Origin of the sequence: Lysinibacillus sphaericus, assembly GCF_015844675.1 — a bacterium.
GTDB classification, from domain to species: domain Bacteria; phylum Bacillota; class Bacilli; order Bacillales_A; family Planococcaceae; genus Lysinibacillus; species Lysinibacillus sphaericus_E.
On the sequence record NZ_LDGC01000025.1, the window covers coordinates 270,633 to 287,160 of the forward strand.

12 protein-coding genes are annotated in these 16,528 nt (G+C 38.7%); all 12 read left to right on the forward strand.

From position 1 onward, the window contains the following. The first annotated feature begins 188 nt into the window (after nucleotides 1-188). The 12 genes from rpsO (at nucleotide 189) to ABE34_RS09450 (ending at nucleotide 16,490) form a co-directional block, all read left to right on the forward strand. Complete coding sequence (rpsO, locus tag ABE34_RS09395; protein WP_197141964.1) at nucleotides 189-458, forward strand: 30S ribosomal protein S15; 270 nt, start codon at nucleotides 189-191, stop codon at nucleotides 456-458. Nucleotides 459-749: 291 nt separating this feature from the next. Continuing rightward, nucleotides 750-2,864 carry a polyribonucleotide nucleotidyltransferase gene (pnp, locus tag ABE34_RS09400; RefSeq protein WP_197141966.1) on the forward strand — a complete coding sequence of 705 codons (2,115 nt, stop codon included), beginning with the start codon at nucleotides 750-752 and terminating at the stop codon, nucleotides 2,862-2,864. Between the two features lie 454 nt (nucleotides 2,865-3,318). Then, complete coding sequence (locus tag ABE34_RS09405; RefSeq protein ID WP_197141968.1) at nucleotides 3,319-4,542, forward strand: M16 family metallopeptidase; 1,224 nt, start codon at nucleotides 3,319-3,321, stop codon at nucleotides 4,540-4,542. A 966-nt stretch (nucleotides 4,543-5,508) separates the two neighbouring features. Then, a complete protein-coding gene (locus ABE34_RS09410; RefSeq protein ID WP_053594254.1) occupies nucleotides 5,509-5,772 on the forward strand; it encodes a sporulation protein, YlmC/YmxH family in 264 nt (87 codons plus the stop codon). A gap of 9 nt (nucleotides 5,773-5,781) precedes the next feature. Beyond that, nucleotides 5,782-6,561: a dipicolinate synthase gene (locus ABE34_RS09415; protein ID WP_197141969.1), complete on the forward strand. Its 780-nt coding sequence runs from the start codon at nucleotides 5,782-5,784 to the stop codon at nucleotides 6,559-6,561. Beyond that, complete coding sequence (locus ABE34_RS09420) at nucleotides 6,555-7,145, forward strand: dipicolinate synthase subunit B (protein WP_197141970.1); 591 nt, start codon at nucleotides 6,555-6,557, stop codon at nucleotides 7,143-7,145. The genes ABE34_RS09415 and ABE34_RS09420 overlap by 7 nt, the downstream gene beginning before the upstream one ends. Nucleotides 7,146-7,227: 82 nt before the next feature. Then, complete coding sequence (locus ABE34_RS09425; protein ID WP_197141971.1) at nucleotides 7,228-8,265, forward strand: aspartate-semialdehyde dehydrogenase; 1,038 nt, start codon at nucleotides 7,228-7,230, stop codon at nucleotides 8,263-8,265. 13 nt (nucleotides 8,266-8,278) lie between these two features. After that, a complete protein-coding gene (dapA, locus tag ABE34_RS09430) occupies nucleotides 8,279-9,196 on the forward strand; it encodes a 4-hydroxy-tetrahydrodipicolinate synthase (protein WP_197141972.1) in 918 nt (305 codons plus the stop codon). Nucleotides 9,197-9,751: 555 nt separating this feature from the next. Continuing rightward, nucleotides 9,752-11,419, forward strand: a complete 1,668-nt coding sequence (locus ABE34_RS09435) for a ribonuclease J (protein WP_197141973.1) — start codon at nucleotides 9,752-9,754, stop codon at nucleotides 11,417-11,419. A 725-nt stretch (nucleotides 11,420-12,144) separates the two neighbouring features. Beyond that, nucleotides 12,145-14,433, forward strand: a complete 2,289-nt coding sequence (locus tag ABE34_RS09440; protein ID WP_197141974.1) for an FtsK/SpoIIIE family DNA translocase — start codon at nucleotides 12,145-12,147, stop codon at nucleotides 14,431-14,433. A 187-nt stretch (nucleotides 14,434-14,620) separates the two neighbouring features. Then, nucleotides 14,621-15,349: a GntR family transcriptional regulator gene (locus ABE34_RS09445; RefSeq protein WP_079560516.1), complete on the forward strand. Its 729-nt coding sequence runs from the start codon at nucleotides 14,621-14,623 to the stop codon at nucleotides 15,347-15,349. A gap of 52 nt (nucleotides 15,350-15,401) precedes the next feature. Beyond that, on the forward strand, nucleotides 15,402-16,490 hold the full coding sequence (locus ABE34_RS09450) for a BMP family lipoprotein (RefSeq protein ID WP_197141976.1): 1,089 nt from the start codon (nucleotides 15,402-15,404) through the stop codon (nucleotides 16,488-16,490). The last annotated feature ends 38 nt before the right edge of the window (nucleotides 16,491-16,528 follow it).

Below are 16,528 nucleotides of genomic sequence, written 5' to 3' on the forward strand. Positions count from 1 at the left end.
CTTTCGCGCAAAAACATCTGTATCTGCTTGACTCTATGACTAGATGCTTACGTTAACGCTTGCTTGACCTTTTGATTTATGGTAACATTCATAAGTGCATAATATGCTTAACCTTAGCTCGGTATATCGATGACTCCAACGTTTACTGTGCTAATGGGGATTAACAATTATTTAGGAGGTCCATACAAATGGCTATTTCAAAACAACGTAAAAACGAACTTATTGCTGAGTACCGTACTCACGAAAGTGACACTGGTTCTCCAGAAGTACAAGTTGCAGTATTAACAGAGGAAATTAACTCTCTAAATGCTCACTTACGTACACACAAAAAAGATTTCCACTCTGAGCGTGGTCTTCTTAAAATGGTAGGCCGTCGTCGTCACCTATTAAAATATCTTCGTGAAACTGACGTACAACGTTACCGTGAACTAATCACTCGTTTAGGCTTACGTCGCTAATTGTCGATCGAAAAGCGGGATTAATCCCGCTTTTTCTTTATGTTTATAAATATTAAGAAGACGGTTAACTTTACTATTGCGAAAAAAAGCATATATATGACACGAATTTCAAGCAAAAAAACTTTGTTTCAATCAAATACAGAAATAAATCCTAAATAAATTGGCAATAACTGAATTTAAATGTATGATTATTTGATGAAATATTTAGCATAGAACAAGCATTTTTGGTACACTTACTATTAGTACATACAGACGAAGTAAGTGTTTTTATAATAGAGAGGGGTTCATTGAATGAACGAAAAGAAAGTCTATTCCTATGAATGGGCTGGCCGTCCGCTTGTAATCGAAGTCGGACAGTTAGCAAAACAAGCAAATGGGGCCGTTTTAGTACGCTATGGTGATACATCTGTACTTTCAACAGCAACAATGTCAAAATCACCGAAACCACTTGATTTCTTCCCATTAACAGTAAACTACGAAGAACGTTTATACGCAGCAGGTAAAATTCCTGGTGGCTTTATTAAACGTGAAGGACGTCCATCTGAAAAAGCAATTTTAGCAAGCCGTTTAATCGACCGTCCGATTCGTCCGATGTTCCCAGACGGTTTCCGTAATGAAGTACAAGTAATTTCAATGGTCATGTCTAACGATCCAGATTGCACGTCTGAAATGGCTGCAATGGTTGGTTCTTCATTAGCGTTAGCTATTTCAGATATTCCATTTGACGGACCGATTGCGGGTGTACAAGTTGGCTATATCGACGGTAAATTTATCGTGAACCCAACAGTGGAACAATCTAATCAATCAACAATCCATTTATCTGTAGCAGGTAACGAGGATGCTATCAACATGGTAGAAGCAGGTGCACTAGAAGTACCAGAAGAAACAATGCTAGAAGCCATCATGTTCGGACATGAAGAAATCAAAAAAATTATTGCTTTCCAAGAGCAAATCGTTGCAGAAGTAGGAAAAGAAAAATTACCAGTAACGTTATTTGAAATTGATGAAGCGATTCAAGCCGATATAAAAGCAGCTTGTGAGACTGACATGCATGACGCTATTCAAACTGCTGAAAAACATGCACGTGATGAAGCTATTAAAGCGGTAAAAGACCGTGTTATCGCTTCTTATGAAGAGCAAGAAGCTGATGATGAAACAATGAAGCAAGTTTATACAATTTTAGATAAAATGGTTAAAGACGAAGTACGTCGTCAAATTACAGAAGATAAAGTACGTCCAGATGGTCGTAAGTTAGACGAAATCCGTCCACTTTCTTCTGAAACTGGTCTATTACAACGGACGCACGGTTCAGCATTATTTACGCGTGGACAAACACAAGCCCTTTCTATTTGTACATTAGGTGCACTTGGAGATGTGCAAATTATCGACGGTTTAGGTGTAGAAGAATCAAAACGCTTTATGCACCACTATAACTTCCCACAATTCTCTGTAGGGGAAACGGGCCCAATCCGTGGACCAGGTCGTCGTGAAATCGGTCATGGTGCATTAGGCGAACGTGCTCTTGATGCGGTTATTCCAGATGAAACTGTATTCCCATATACAATCCGTTGTGTATCGGAAGTACTTGAATCAAACGGTTCTACATCTCAAGCTTCTATCTGTGCTTCAACGTTAGCGATGATGGATGCAGGTGTTCCATTAAAGGCACCTGTAGCAGGTATTGCAATGGGTCTTATTAAAAAAGGAGAACACTACTCTATTTTAACTGATATTCAAGGTATGGAAGACCACCTTGGAGATATGGACTTTAAAGTTGCAGGTACAGCTAAAGGTGTAACAGCACTTCAAATGGACATTAAAATTGATGGTTTATCACGCAATATTTTAGAAGAAGCATTAACACAAGCTAAAATTGGCCGTATGCACATTTTAGAATCAATGCTTGCTACTCTTGCAGAACCACGTGGAAAATTATCTACATTTGCTCCGAAAATTGTAATCGTGAAAATTAATCCTGATAAAATTCGCGATGTTATCGGACCTGGCGGTAAGCAAATTAACAAAATTATTGAAGAAACTGGCGTAAAAATTGATACAGAGCAAGATGGTACAATTTACATCTCTTCTGCAGATGAAGAAATGAACGCTCGTGCAAAACAAATTATCGAAGACATCGTACGTGAAGCAAAAGTTGGTGAGTATTACTTATCAACAGTGAAGCGTATTGAAAAATTCGGTGCGTTCTGTGAAATATTCCCTGGTAAAGATGGTTTACTTCACATCTCTGAAATTCAAGAGGAACGTACAAAACAAGTTGAAGATGTATTAAAACTTGGCGATCAATTACTTGTAAAAGTTATTGAAATTGACAAGCAAGGTCGTGTGAATTTATCTCGTAAAGTAGTTATCCAAGAGGAAAAAGAACGCGCTGAGCAAGATAAATAATAAATTGTAGAAAAGGCTGCGTATAATGCGCAGCCTTTTTTAAATCAAATATAAGGAAACTGGTTCAATAAGGGATGTTTTGGTTGAAGCTTCACATTATGGTTCATCACTAAAAGTCGTGGATGACTTTTGGTAAAACGTATACTATGTAAATAAGTTGATTGGAGTGGAGAATGGGCGACTCCTTGGGGATTAGCGATAGGGGAACGAAGGCTAAAACCATCACATCCAGTGATAACGCCTTCGTGACCAACATCGTGTTGCCCCAAGCGACGCCCACAGGAAGCTCTGCTCTGTGCGAAAGCGAAGCGTCAGCAGCAACTGTTTTATCTGTGCGAAAGCGAAGCGACAGCAACAACAAAGCGCCCAGTCGAACGGAAATCAACCACACGTTTGAGTGATGATCCCACATTATGCCTTTGATGTGAACCAGAGATAAATTGGGGGAGATTTTTTGGTACAAGTACATACATGTCAGAATGGTGTGCGTATTGTGTCTGAGCAAATCGATCATGTAAGATCCGTTGCGCTAGGCATTTTTGTTAATGCAGGATCTCGTTATGAGCTACCTGAGGAAAATGGTATTACTCATTTTATAGAACATATGCTTTTTAAAGGGACAAAAACTCGAACAGCTCGCCAAATTGCTGAAGAATTTGACCGAATTGGTGGCGAGTTAAATGCTTTTACATCTAAGGAAAACACTTGTTATTATGCAAAGGTTTTAGACCATCATGCTGAGCTCGCCGTTACAATATTAGCGGATATGTTCTTTAATTCTACGTTTGCAGAGGAAGAGTTAGAGAAGGAAAGACAAGTTGTACTAGAGGAAATACTAATGAGTGAAGACGCACCTGATGACGATGTTCATGAAAAGCTATGGGAAGTCATGTATCCAAACGATGCACTTGGTCGTCCAATACTAGGAACTGCCGCTACTTTAAAAACGTTTACAGCAGATATGATCCGCAACTATATGGCTAAACATTATGGTCCAGAGTCTGTTGTTATTTCAATAGCAGGAAATACTTCTGCAAAGCTCATACAAACAATTGAAGACTTATTTGGCCACTATCAGCCATCTCCACTTGTAGTTGAGCCTGTGTTAACGAATCCTCATTTTTATCCAGGAGAGATTTCAAAAACTCGCGATACAGAGCAGGCGCATCTGGCCATTTCTTATCCAGCAATTGGTGTAAAGGATCCGGATATGTATAGCTTTATTGCACTTAATAATATTATTGGTGGTAATATGAGCTCTCGTTTGTTCCAAGAAGTACGTGAAGAACGTGGTTTGGCATATTCGATATTTTCTTATCAATCATGTTATGCTGATGTTGGCGCATTTACGATTTATGGTAGTACAAGTCGTCAGCAATTATCACAACTTCAACATACAATTGATGCGACATTACTTGATATCGTAGCAGGTGGTATGACAGAGGAAGAACTTATGAATGCGAAGGAACAGCTGAAGGGTAGTTTTGTTCTCGGTCTAGAGGGGACAGGTGCTCGTATGAATCGCAACGGTACAAGTGAGTTAGTGCATCGTAAACATCGTTCGGTTGATGAAGTATTAGCGTCCATCGATGCCGTATCTATGGAATCGGTAGATCGCTTAATAGCAAAAATCTTAAAAGCTGAGCCAGCCATTTCAATAATTGGTCCAGAAGCTTAAAAATAAGGCTGGGGCATAACTAATTTGTACTTTATGAAAAACGTATAATTTTAAATGAATATAAACAGAAAACCCGAACAATTACGAAACACATGCTGAGCGTTTCGTGATTAGTTCGGGTTTTTCATTGGCTAAAATCCTTGTGTCCCAGCCTCATTCTTCGTAGTGTTGAAAACAATAAGGTTAAAGAAATCTTTATGAATTGGCGTTGGATGTGAGCGATCCTCTTTGCCTCATTTAGATGATGGATATAAAACTTAATAATAAGTATCGAAGGCTTTTCATTGTAAACTTTATTTTTATGAACTAGTGCATCTGGTATTTTGCTTACTACCTCATTACTTCCTTTAAATAGCAGCAACCACTATCCCATATTTTAAAAACTTGGTCTTGTTGAGTTGCGTCGCATTGAGCGTTTCAAGTATATGTAAATCGTCAAAAACTACACTGATGTCGTTTTTTATCGGTAATTCATGTTCGACAACATCCTAGTTGAATAGCAAAATTTCGCACTATTATTTTTGAATAAATATCGTAGTCGACCCCTTAGAACAGTAAAACCAATGATAGCCTCAGTACCGAAAACCTTACATCATTAAGAGAAAACCATTCATGCTTTTAAGGAAAGTATGAAGTTCGATAGTATCCATAAATAACTCTTATACTTCCTCTTTTGTTAACCCAGCAGTTAAGACAGTTCTATCCGTTTACTGCATATACTCTTAAAAATGACGCAATAATTCCTCGCGTAGAAAATCTTGATTACTTACTGTAACAAATTTCCTTTTTTAGTTATCGTTTCGATAAATGAAAATGAATTTGCATAATTTCCTCACGTCACAAATTTGTATATATACACTATTTGTAAATGTGTTAGTAAATGTACATTTCAGACTTTGGGTAAGGGTCACGAATTGCAAAAACTCGGCATATATTGGGGTAACGGTTCAAGGAGGGAGATGAGGCATGCTACTATCAGAGATGGTGGATAAAGAGTTAATTCAAGTTGAGGGTGGCGTACACTTTGGCATATTGGCACATACGGAATGTCTATTAGATGTGCAAACAGGAAAGATTCATGGTTTTGAAATTGTGAAAGATAAATTGCCATTTCAGAAAAAGAAAGTGAAAGTAAGTGAAATGATACCTTGGCACGAAATTATACTAATTGGCGAAGATCGAATTTTATTTAACAAAACAACGACAGTACAGTCAGAATTTTTACAGTGAGGTGAGCTTTTGGAAAATGAAAAATGGCTTGTTATCGGTGAGGATCTAAGGTTAAAGGAATTAGCTACCATGCTAAGAAGCCCATCGAGAACTGTATTTTATAAAAGAACATCAGTTTGGAATGAAGAGTTGAATAAGCTTGTATTAGAATTCCAACCAAATAGAATTATTCTTCCTATCCTTCCACTAAAAATTGAAGTGGAACAGCTTTATGGGATATCTCAAGTTAAGTTTTATACAGGGCGTTTAACGATGCATTGGAAGCAATTGCTTGAGAAAAATGAAACAAATTGCTATTTACAACAAGAATCATTTATTTGGCAAAATGCCAGATTAACAGCGGAGGGATTTATCGCCACGTTTTACGGACTCGAGCAAAAATGTATTTACGGACAAAACTTTACTATCGCAGGATTTGGGCGCACAGCCAAAATGCTCGCATCTTTACTCGTCAAGATGGGCGCTAATGTCCATATAGTAGCGCGTTCAGTTGTACAAGTGAGTGAAGCAAAGGCATATGGTTATAAAGCTACGGATTTAGATGACCGTCAATGGTCAATTAATGATGGGATTTTTGTTAATACGATTCCTGCTAAGTGGATTACTGAATCATTCCAAGAACATGTCCCGGCTGTACTATATGATTTGGCTTCAGAGCCTGGCTGTTTAGATATAGACGTTGAACAATTACAAACGTACGTGCTATTGCCGTCATTACCTGGGAAATACTTTGCACATGATGCAGCGACAATATTGTGCAAGGCAATAGAGGAGGAAGAAAATTGCTAACGGGGAAACGAATTGGTCTAGGTATTACAGCCTCCCACTGTACGTATGCGGACGTAGTACCTAAAATCCAAAACTTTATAGATGTAGGAGCAATAGTTGTTCCAATCATTACACACTCCGTTTTACATGCAGCTACACGTTTTGGTACTGGGGAGGAGTGGATTGCCAAAATAGAGGAATTAACTGGAGAAAAGGTTGTTTCTTCTATTAAAGAGGCAGAACCATTTGGACCATCCAATCCATTGGATGCGATGGTTATAGCTCCGATGACTGGAAATAGTATTAGTAAATTTGCAAATGCAGCAACAGATAGTCCGGTATTGATGGCTGCGAAGGCAACATTGCGTAACGGTTCACCTGTTGTTCTAGGTATATCAACGAATGATGCGCTTGGCTTAAATGGTATGAATATCATGAGGCTGCTAAATGCTAAAAACATTTATTTTATTCCCTTTGGGCAGGACGCACCACATTCAAAACCAAATTCCTTGATTGCTGATTTTGATCAAATGGTCGCGACTGTTTATGAAGCAATTACTGAGAAAAAGCAATTACAGCCACTGTTGGTACAATATTTAAAATAATTCTCGGATTACACACAATTTTCAGTATTTTTATGATACAATAGCACACATTATGTAACTTGTATTCAAGGAGAGATGACAGATGACAAAGCAGTTAACAGTTGCGGTAGTTGGAGCAACAGGAGCAGTAGGCACAAAAATGATGGAACAACTAATTAAACGAAATTTTCCAATCGGAGATATAAAGTTTTTAGCTTCAGCACGTTCAGCAGGAAAATCAATCGATTTTAATGGGAAGACTTATACAATTGAAGAAGCGACACCTGAAGCTTTTGAAGGCGTCAATGTCGCTTTATTCTCAGCTGGTGGTTCGGTATCAGCAGTGCTAGCGCCAGAAGCGGCAAAACGCGGTGCAGTAGTGATCGATAACACGAGCCATTTCCGCATGGATCCAGATGTACCATTAGTTGTTCCAGAAGTAAATCGAGGTGATCTTGCTAAGCATAAAGGGATTATTGCAAATCCAAACTGCTCTACGATTCAAATGATGGCTGCACTTGAACCTATTCGACAAGCATTTGGTTTAACGAAAATTATTGTATCAACATATCAAGCGGTTTCAGGTGCAGGTGTTTCTGCTATTCAGGAATTAAAGGCACAAAGTGCAAATTGGGATGCAGGTAAGGATGTAGAAGCAAATATTTTACCTTCTGGTAGCGACAAACGTCATTATCCAATCGCTCGTAATGTCATTCCACAAATTGATAAATTTACAGACAATGGCTTTACATACGAAGAAATGAAAATGATTAATGAAACGAAGAAAATTATGCATGCACCAGAGCTAAAAGTAGCCGCAACTTGCGTTCGTGTGCCAGTCGTTTCTGGACACTCTGAATCTGTTTATCTTGAAGTAGAAAAAGAAGCAACAGTACAGGGAATTTTTGAAGTATTACGCAATGCGCCTGGTGTCGTATTACAAGATGATATCGCAACACAAACTTACCCAATGCCTATTTATGCAGAAGGGGAAGACGCTACTTTTGTAGGGCGTATCCGTCAAGATTTAGACAATAAAAAAGGATTCCACATATGGATCGTTTCTGACAATCTTTTGAAAGGCGCTGCATTAAACTCTATTCAAATTGCTGAAGCAATGCTAGAGGATAACTTACTATAAGAGGGGTGTAAGGATGAATTTAGGTCGAATTGGAACGGCGATGATTACGCCGTTCAAAGAAGATGGCACGATTAATTATCCAGAACTAGAACGTATTATTAATCATTTGATTGATAATGGTACAGATTGTATTGTCGCATGTGGCACAACCTCTGAAAACCCAACTATGTCCACAGAAGAAAAAATTGAAGTTGTACGCTTTACAGTAGAGAAAGTGGCAGGTCGTGTACCGGTTATTGCAGGTACAGGAGATAACGAAACGGCTTACTCTATAGCAATGACGCACAAGGCTGAAGAAAATGGCGCAGATGGTATCATGCTTGTAGCACCATATTATAATAAGCCAAATCAACGCGGTATTTTTGCACATTTTGAAACGATTGCAAAAGAAACAAGTTTACCTGTCATGCTTTATAACGTGCCAGGACGTACAGGCGTCAATGTTGCCTATGAAACTTCTGTTGCTTTAAGTAAAATTTCTAATATTGCCTGGATAAAAGAAGCGAGTGGCAATTTAGATCAAATGGGCGATATTATTGAGAATGTTGATTCAGATGATAATTTCTTAGTGTATAGTGGGGATGATGGTTTAACACTCCCACTACTAGCAATTGGCGGAGCAGGAATTATTTCAGTTGCTGCCCATGTTGTAGGGAATGATATGCAATTAATGATTAAAGCGTTTGAAGAAGGAAATCACGAGCTAGCAGCCAAAATTCACCGAGCATTATTACCACTTGTACGTGCGCTGTTCGCACAGCCAAACCCATCGCCGGTAAAATACGCGATGACCAAACTAGGCTTTGATACACTTAATGTTCGTTTACCAATGATGGAAATGACAGATGAAGAAAAAGCAAACTTTGACCGAATTTGGGATACGTATCAAGACAAAGCGAGAAGCTTTAGAGAAATAAGTACCTTTAGTTAATTTGTAGAGGTAACCCTCAGACCGTAGACAAACTAGAAATTCTTTAGTTTGTGTACGGTCTTTTTTCCTTTGTAAGTAATATAGAAGAAAACAAGAGAAAAGTCTCGATAAACCTCAAATAAGTCTCGATAAACAATCAAAAGTTCTCGATAAATCTCAAGAAAGTCTCGATAAACAATCAAAAGTTCCTCGATAAATACGCCATGTATAAAAGCCTGATAACGCCTTCGAAACCAACACCAAGAGCGGCTCATCGGACGCCCCCAGGAAGCTCTGCTCTGCGCGAAAACGAAGCGTCAGCAAATGTTTTAACTGTGCGAAAGCGAAGCGCCAGCAACAAAGCGCCTAGTTGGAACGGAAATCAACCCCACGTTATGTTGGTACCCTTCAAGATGTCACATCTCCATTCAACTTTCCATCTATTAGTAATAAAATTAGTAATAAATTTCAGTTTCTATCATGAAAGATGTATTTTTAATTTGTGCAAAAGCTTTGCAAACCTTATAATGAATCTTAAGTGGTTGCTGTTCGGGATATTTTTTAGGAGGAAATAAATTGACAAAAAAGAAAAATGAATTAATTCGCATCATCCCACTTGGTGGCGTTGGCGAAATTGGGAAAGCAATGTACGTAGTAGAAATCGACGAAGAGCTATTTGTAGTGGATAGCGGATTGATGTTCCCTGAAGACGAAATGCTGGGCATTGATATCGTAATTCCAGATATTACGTATTTAGAAGAAAATAAAGAGCGTGTGAAAGGAATTTTCTTAACACATGGTCATGAAGATGCAATTGGCTCAATTGCTTATGTATTACAAAAAGTGAAAGCGCCAGTGTACGGATCAAAATTAACAATTGCACTTGCAAAGGAACATTTAAAGGAATTGCCTGCACCACATCAGGTGAAATTCTTTGAGGTTACGAACCGTAGTCGTATGAATTTTAACTCAACGTATGTGACATTCTTCCATACAACACATAGTATTCCCGATTCGTTAGGGGTAGTGTTCCATACATCTGAAGGAGCAATTGTTCATACAGGTGAGTTTAAATTCGATCAATCCGCGACAGGTAAATTTAAGCCTGATTTAGCAAAAATGGCTCAGCTAGGAGAAGAAGGCGTATTTATGCTGTTATCTGAGTCGAGTGAAGCTGAGCGACCAGGTTATACGACATCTGAGATTGTGATTGAAGAGCAATTATCAAAAACATTCCATTCAGCACCAGGTCGTATTTTAGTTGCTGTTTATGCATCGAATTTTATTCGTTTACAGCAAGTATTGACACAAGCTCAAAAGTCGTTCCGTAAAGTAGTAATTGTAGGAAAACCTTTAGAAAAAGCTGTGGATTTAGGTGCACATCTAGGTTACTTAACAGTAGAAGAAGATACAATTATCCCTATCTCGGAAATGCAAAAGTATCAAGATGATGAGATTATTATTATCGCTACAGGTAATAAAGGGGAGCCACTTGATGCATTAGAGAAAATTGTTCGCAAACACCACCGAGACATTAAAATTAAAAAGAACGATACAGTATTAATTACATTTACACCGTCTCCTGGTATGGAAGTACAGATGGCTAATACGATGAACTCGATCGCAAAAGCAGGTGCTGAAATTCTCACATCTAGCAAAAATGTACATGTATCGGGTCACGGTAGCCAAGAAGATTTAAAGTTAATGCTAAACTTAATGCAACCAAAGTACTTTATCCCTGTGCAAGGTGAGTACCGCATGCTTATTGCTCACTCTAAGCTTGCTCAACAGCTAGGTATGCAAAAATCACAAATTTTTATCGCCGATAAAGGGGATATTGTAGAATATAAAAATGGTAAAATGCGAATGAGTGGCCGTGTACAAGCTGGTAATGTTTTAATAGACGGTATCGGTGTAGGTGATGTAGGTAACATAGTACTTCGCGATCGTAAGTTATTATCGCAGGATGGTATTTTCATTGTTGTCGTTACATTAAACCGTGCTCAAAAGAAAATTGCATCTGGTCCAGAAATTTTATCGCGTGGTTTCGTATATGTACGCGAATCAGAAGAATTAATGGTAGAAGCTTCTGAAATTGCCAAAAATGTTATTGAAAAATACGTTGGTAAAGATACATTTGAATGGACAAACATTAAACAAGAAATTCGAGATACACTGAATACGTATTTATTCCAAAAAACGAAGCGCCGCCCAATGATTATTCCAATCATTATGGAATATTAACTTCTTTCAGCAAATCATTTTTGTACCGAAAGCGTAGCGGCAGGTACAGAAGTCTCCCCCTCTATAGGTGGTGAGATGAATGCGAATGTAAGCTATTTTTCAGCGGGTGTCCAAACGCCCGCTCAAATAGAGGAACTCAGTCTAAGAACGCCACGTCCTGTGGCAACGACTGAGTGACCAACTTCGTGGTGGCCCAAAGCCTTCGGCGGATGCCATGGAATCGGAAAGGTGTTCTGAAATAGGATGTTAGCCTAAAATCATCGCATCCATGCGATAACGGCTAACTGACCTACATCGGTAAAAACGCCACGTCCTGTGGCATTACCGAAATGACCGACGTCGTGTCGGCCCTCACGTTGGGCCTAAGCATAAAGCCGATTCCAGACGCAATTATGCCAAGGCACAATTGATAAGTGAAAGATCATCGTTGATTGAAAAAGGATTTTCTAACCGAATGTAAACGGTGGAAAATCCTTTTTTGCCTCAATACGGAAAGTTAGATATCGCATTTATTGTAAAATATGCCATGTATAATAAGTTGTTCTGCGTTACGGATGGGCGACTCATTGGGATTAAGGGCTCATCGGACGCCCCCAACAAAGCGCCCAGCTGGAACGGAAATCTACCCCACTTCCTATGGTGATGAGTTTTTTTGGAATAATCAAGTTCTACATGTTATTATTTGCTACATATTAAAGAATGGATTGCAAAAGAAGGTGAAATAGATGGCGACTAGTAAAAAAAGAAAAGTCACGAAAGGAAAAGCGACGACAGAGAAAAAAGAAATGCATCCGCTTATGTATGAAATCTTAGGTCTTATCTTAATTGCATTTGCGGTTATTATGATTTTTGAATATGGCATGATTGGCCGTGTTTTACAAACAATTACGATGTTCCTTTTTGGGAATTTACATTTTGCTGTGCCGTTTATGCTTATTTTTGTTGCGGTGTTACTGATGATTGGGCGGAAAAAAATAAGCATTTATGATCGTGTCATATTAGGTATGCTCCTAATTGTTATGAGTTTAACAATTTTTAGTCATGGCATTTTGTTTGAACAATTATCAAAATCTGGTGGTTTATTATCAGACTCTGTTTTGCGAGAATCTTGGCGAATTTTAATTAATTCTGAGGGTATCATCAATCGAAGTAATGCACTTGGCGGTGGAATGGTGGGTGCACTGTTATTTAGTGCTCTACATGTTTTATTTGAGGCGGCAGGTGCGAAAGTCGTTGCATGGGTTATTTTCTTTATCGGATTAATATTAGTAACAGGAAAGGCACTTGTTCCATATTTAGCGAAAAAAATGCCCGACCTTTTTGGCAAATGGCAGAAGAAACATCGTGATAAGAAAAAGAGTATGCCGAAAAAACCTACTAATCGCCGTTCAAAAGTAGAAAGCAAGGATGAAGTTGCGGCCGTTGATCAGGAGCCTGAAGTACAAGAGGAAGAAGAGATTTCTCATGAACCAATCATCTCTGCTTTTACTCAAAATGTGTCTCATGAACGAGAGTCATTTGCAATGGCCGAAAATGAAGACATTGAACATGGTGAGATTGTTGATGATGTTCATATTGAAGGCGCAGATGCTGTGGAAAATGCAGACTACCAACTTCCGTCTTATAATTTATTACAATTACCGCCACAACATGATCAAAGTGGCGAATATTCTGTCATACAGGCAAATGCGAAAAAGCTAGAACAAACGTTGCAAAGCTTTGGGGTAAAGGCAAAAGTTACACAGGTACATTTAGGTCCGGCTGTAACAAAGTACGAAATATTACCAGATGTAGGTGTGAAAGTAAGTAAAATTGTAAACTTACAGGATGACCTTGCCTTAGCACTTGCTGCGAAGGATATCCGTATGGAAGCACCTATTCCTGGGAAGTCAGCGATTGGCATTGAAGTACCAAATAGTGAGGTAGCTATTGTTACACTACGGGAAGTGTTAGAGTCTAAGGACGGCGCAAAGCCAGAAGCATTATTGCAAGTCGCATTTGGTCGTGATATTACTGGACAAGCAGTACTTGCTGAACTCAATAAAATGCCACATTTACTTGTTGCGGGTTCGACGGGTAGTGGGAAAAGTGTGTGTATAAATGGTATTGTCGTATCAATCCTAATGCGTACAAAACCACATGAGGTTAAGCTGATGATGATTGACCCGAAAATGGTGGAGTTAAATGTTTATAACGGTATTCCACATCTACTGGCACCAGTTGTTACGGATGCACGTAAAGCATCTCAGGCGCTGAAGAAAGTTGTGGCAGAAATGGAACGCCGCTACGATCTATTTTCTCATACAGGTACCCGTAATATCGAAGGTTACAATAGTCATGTACAAAAAGTTAATGAGCAAACAGATGAAAAACACCCTAAATTACCATATATTGTAGTGATTGTAGACGAGCTAGCGGACTTAATGATGGTTGCCTCAAGTGATGTAGAGGATTCTATTACACGTTTAGCACAAATGGCACGTGCAGCAGGGATTCATTTAATAATTGCAACTCAACGACCAAGTGTAGATGTGTTGACAGGTGTTATTAAAGCAAATATTCCTTCGCGCATTGCCTTTGCAGTGTCGTCTGCAATTGATTCTAGAACGATTTTAGATATGGGTGGAGCTGAGCGTTTACTCGGTCGAGGAGATATGCTGTTTTTACCAGCGGGTGCATCTAAACCAAAACGTGTGCAAGGTGCTTTTTTATCAGATCAAGAAGTTGAGTCAGTTGTTAACTTTGTTATAGAACAGCAAAAGGCACAATATCAGGACGAAATGATTCCGACAGATGAAGAGACAATTTTAGAGGAAACAGATGAATTATTTGATGAGGCTGTACAGTTAGTTGTTAGTATGCAGACGGCCTCTGTTTCGATGTTGCAACGCCGCTTCCGTATCGGTTATTCGAGAGCTGCTCGCATTGTCGATCAAATGGAACAACGCGGTATTGTCGGGCCTTCAGAGGGGAGTAAACCTCGACAAGTGCTCATTCATCAATACGATAATTAGTGCCAAAATAACGTTAAAAAATTGAACAATATTGTATACATCGAGCAGGCCTAAATTCATTTGAAAATTCGAAAGCAATTACATTAAGTGTAATTGCTTTCAGTCTATAAAAATGTTATATTTATGAACGATTAGTAGGAATGTTGTACATCAGATGTCTGATCTCTCGATTTTGGTGGTGATATATGTGACTATTAAAGCAGATCATCGTCATCTCTATCTTCAAGTAATTGATCGTTTAAAGTCTGACATTGAAAAAGGCGTTTTTAAAGAAAATGAAAAACTGCCTTCAGAGTTTGAATTATCGAAATCACTAGGAGTCAGTCGAGCAACTCTTAGAGAAGCGCTACGACTGTTGGAAGAGGAAAATGTGATTGTGCGTCGACATGGGGTGGGCACATTTGTAAACCCTAAGCCGTTGTTTACATCAGGCATCGAGCATTTATCGAGCATTTCTTCCATGATCGAGGCAGCGGGTATGGAACCCGGTTCCCGCTTTTTAAAGGCGACGGAGAGCATACCAGCTGAAGAAGATTTAAAACGCTTCCAGTGTGATGGCGAGGATAAAATACTCACAATTGAACGTGTCAGAACAGCGGATGGTGAGCCGGTAGTTTACTGCATAGATAGATTACCAGCAAGCTTCCTGCCAACTGACTTTGTAGAAAAAAAAGAAGTTTCACTTTTCTCTGCACTTGAACAATCCGGTAAAATTCATGTTGCCTATGCTGTTACATATATTGATCCAATTGGGTATCATGAGCAAGCTTCACCGATTTTAAATTGCGGACGTGAAACAGCTCTTTTAGTATTAAAGCAGTTACATTACGATGATCATGATCAAGTAGTGCTGTATTCAAAAAATTATTTCCGAGCTGATAAATTCAGCTTCCATGTAGTTCGTAAACGGGTGTAGAACATTTCTAATTTTTTCCTGCTAATTACAATACCTTTGGGGGGTTAATCAAATGAAAAAACGTAAATTTGGCTTAGTATTATCATCAGTTTTAGCTGCAAGTGCAATCTTAGGTGCATGTGGTACGAAAGAAGAAGAAAAAACTAAAAATGAAAATGAAAACGCTTCAACGGACGAAAGTAACAAAGAAGATGCGTTCTCAGTAGCAATGGTAACTGACGTAGGTGGTGTTGATGATAAATCATTCAACCAATCAGCTTGGGAAGGTGTTCAAGCTTTCGGTAAAGAACATAACCTAAAAAAAGGTGATGGCGGCTTCGACTACTTACAATCAAAATCAGATGCAGACTATGATTCAAATTTAAACGCGTTATTACGTCGTGACTTTAACTTAATCTATGGTATTGGTTTCATGATGGAAGATTCTATTACTGCAATCGCTGAAGAAAATCCAGATAATCATTTCGCAATCATTGACGCTGAAGTAAAAGCGGACAATGTAGTATCAGTATTGTTCAAAGAGCAAGAAGGTGCTTTCTTAGCTGGTGTAGCTGCTGCGAAAATGTCTAAATCAGGTAAAATCGGTTTCGTAGGTGGCGTAGATATTCCAGTTATCAACCGCTTCGAAGCTGGATTTTTTGAAGGTGCAAAAGCTGTAAATCCAGATATCGAAATCACATCAAAATATACTGCTGCATTCGATAAAGCTGACCTTGGTAAAGTTACTGCAAACAGCATGTACTCTTCAGGTGTAGATGTAATCTTCCACGCTGCTGGTGCAACTGGTAACGGTGTATTCTCTGAGGCAAAAGAACGTAAGAAAAAAGACCCTAATGCAAACATTTGGGTAATCGGAGTAGACGCTGACCAATATGAAGAAGGTAAAGTAGACGGTAAAACAAATGTTACTTTAACTTCTATGTTAAAAGGTGTTAACACAGCAGTTGTAGATATTTCTAATAAAGCGAAAAAAGGTGAATTCCCAGGTGGCAAAACGCTTACTTATGGCTTAGCTGAAGACGGCGTGAAGCTTGCGGATTCTCGTGGAGCAATCCCAGAAGATGTACTAAAGGTTATTGAAGAATATAAAGAAAAAATTGCTAAAGGTGAAATTAAAGTTCCAGAAAAAGTGAAAAAATAATTCACCTTTTGATCATCATAAGGGACTTTTTATGAAGG

Excerpts from the sequence above, each read along its gene's own strand:
- ABE34_RS09425 (WP_197141971.1), top strand. The coding sequence starts at position 7,228 with ATGACAAAGCAGTTAACAGTTGCGGTAGTTGGAGCAACAGGAGCAGTA.
- ABE34_RS09450 (WP_197141976.1), top strand. The coding sequence starts at position 15,402 with ATGAAAAAACGTAAATTTGGCTTAGTATTATCATCAGTTTTAGCTGCA.
- pnp (WP_197141966.1), top strand. The coding sequence starts at position 750 with ATGAACGAAAAGAAAGTCTATTCCTATGAATGGGCTGGCCGTCCGCTT.
- rpsO (WP_197141964.1), top strand. The coding sequence starts at position 189 with ATGGCTATTTCAAAACAACGTAAAAACGAACTTATTGCTGAGTACCGT.
- ABE34_RS09440 (WP_197141974.1), top strand. The coding sequence starts at position 12,145 with ATGGCGACTAGTAAAAAAAGAAAAGTCACGAAAGGAAAAGCGACGACA.
- dapA (WP_197141972.1), top strand. The coding sequence starts at position 8,279 with ATGAATTTAGGTCGAATTGGAACGGCGATGATTACGCCGTTCAAAGAA.
- ABE34_RS09410 (WP_053594254.1), top strand. The coding sequence starts at position 5,509 with ATGCTACTATCAGAGATGGTGGATAAAGAGTTAATTCAAGTTGAGGGT.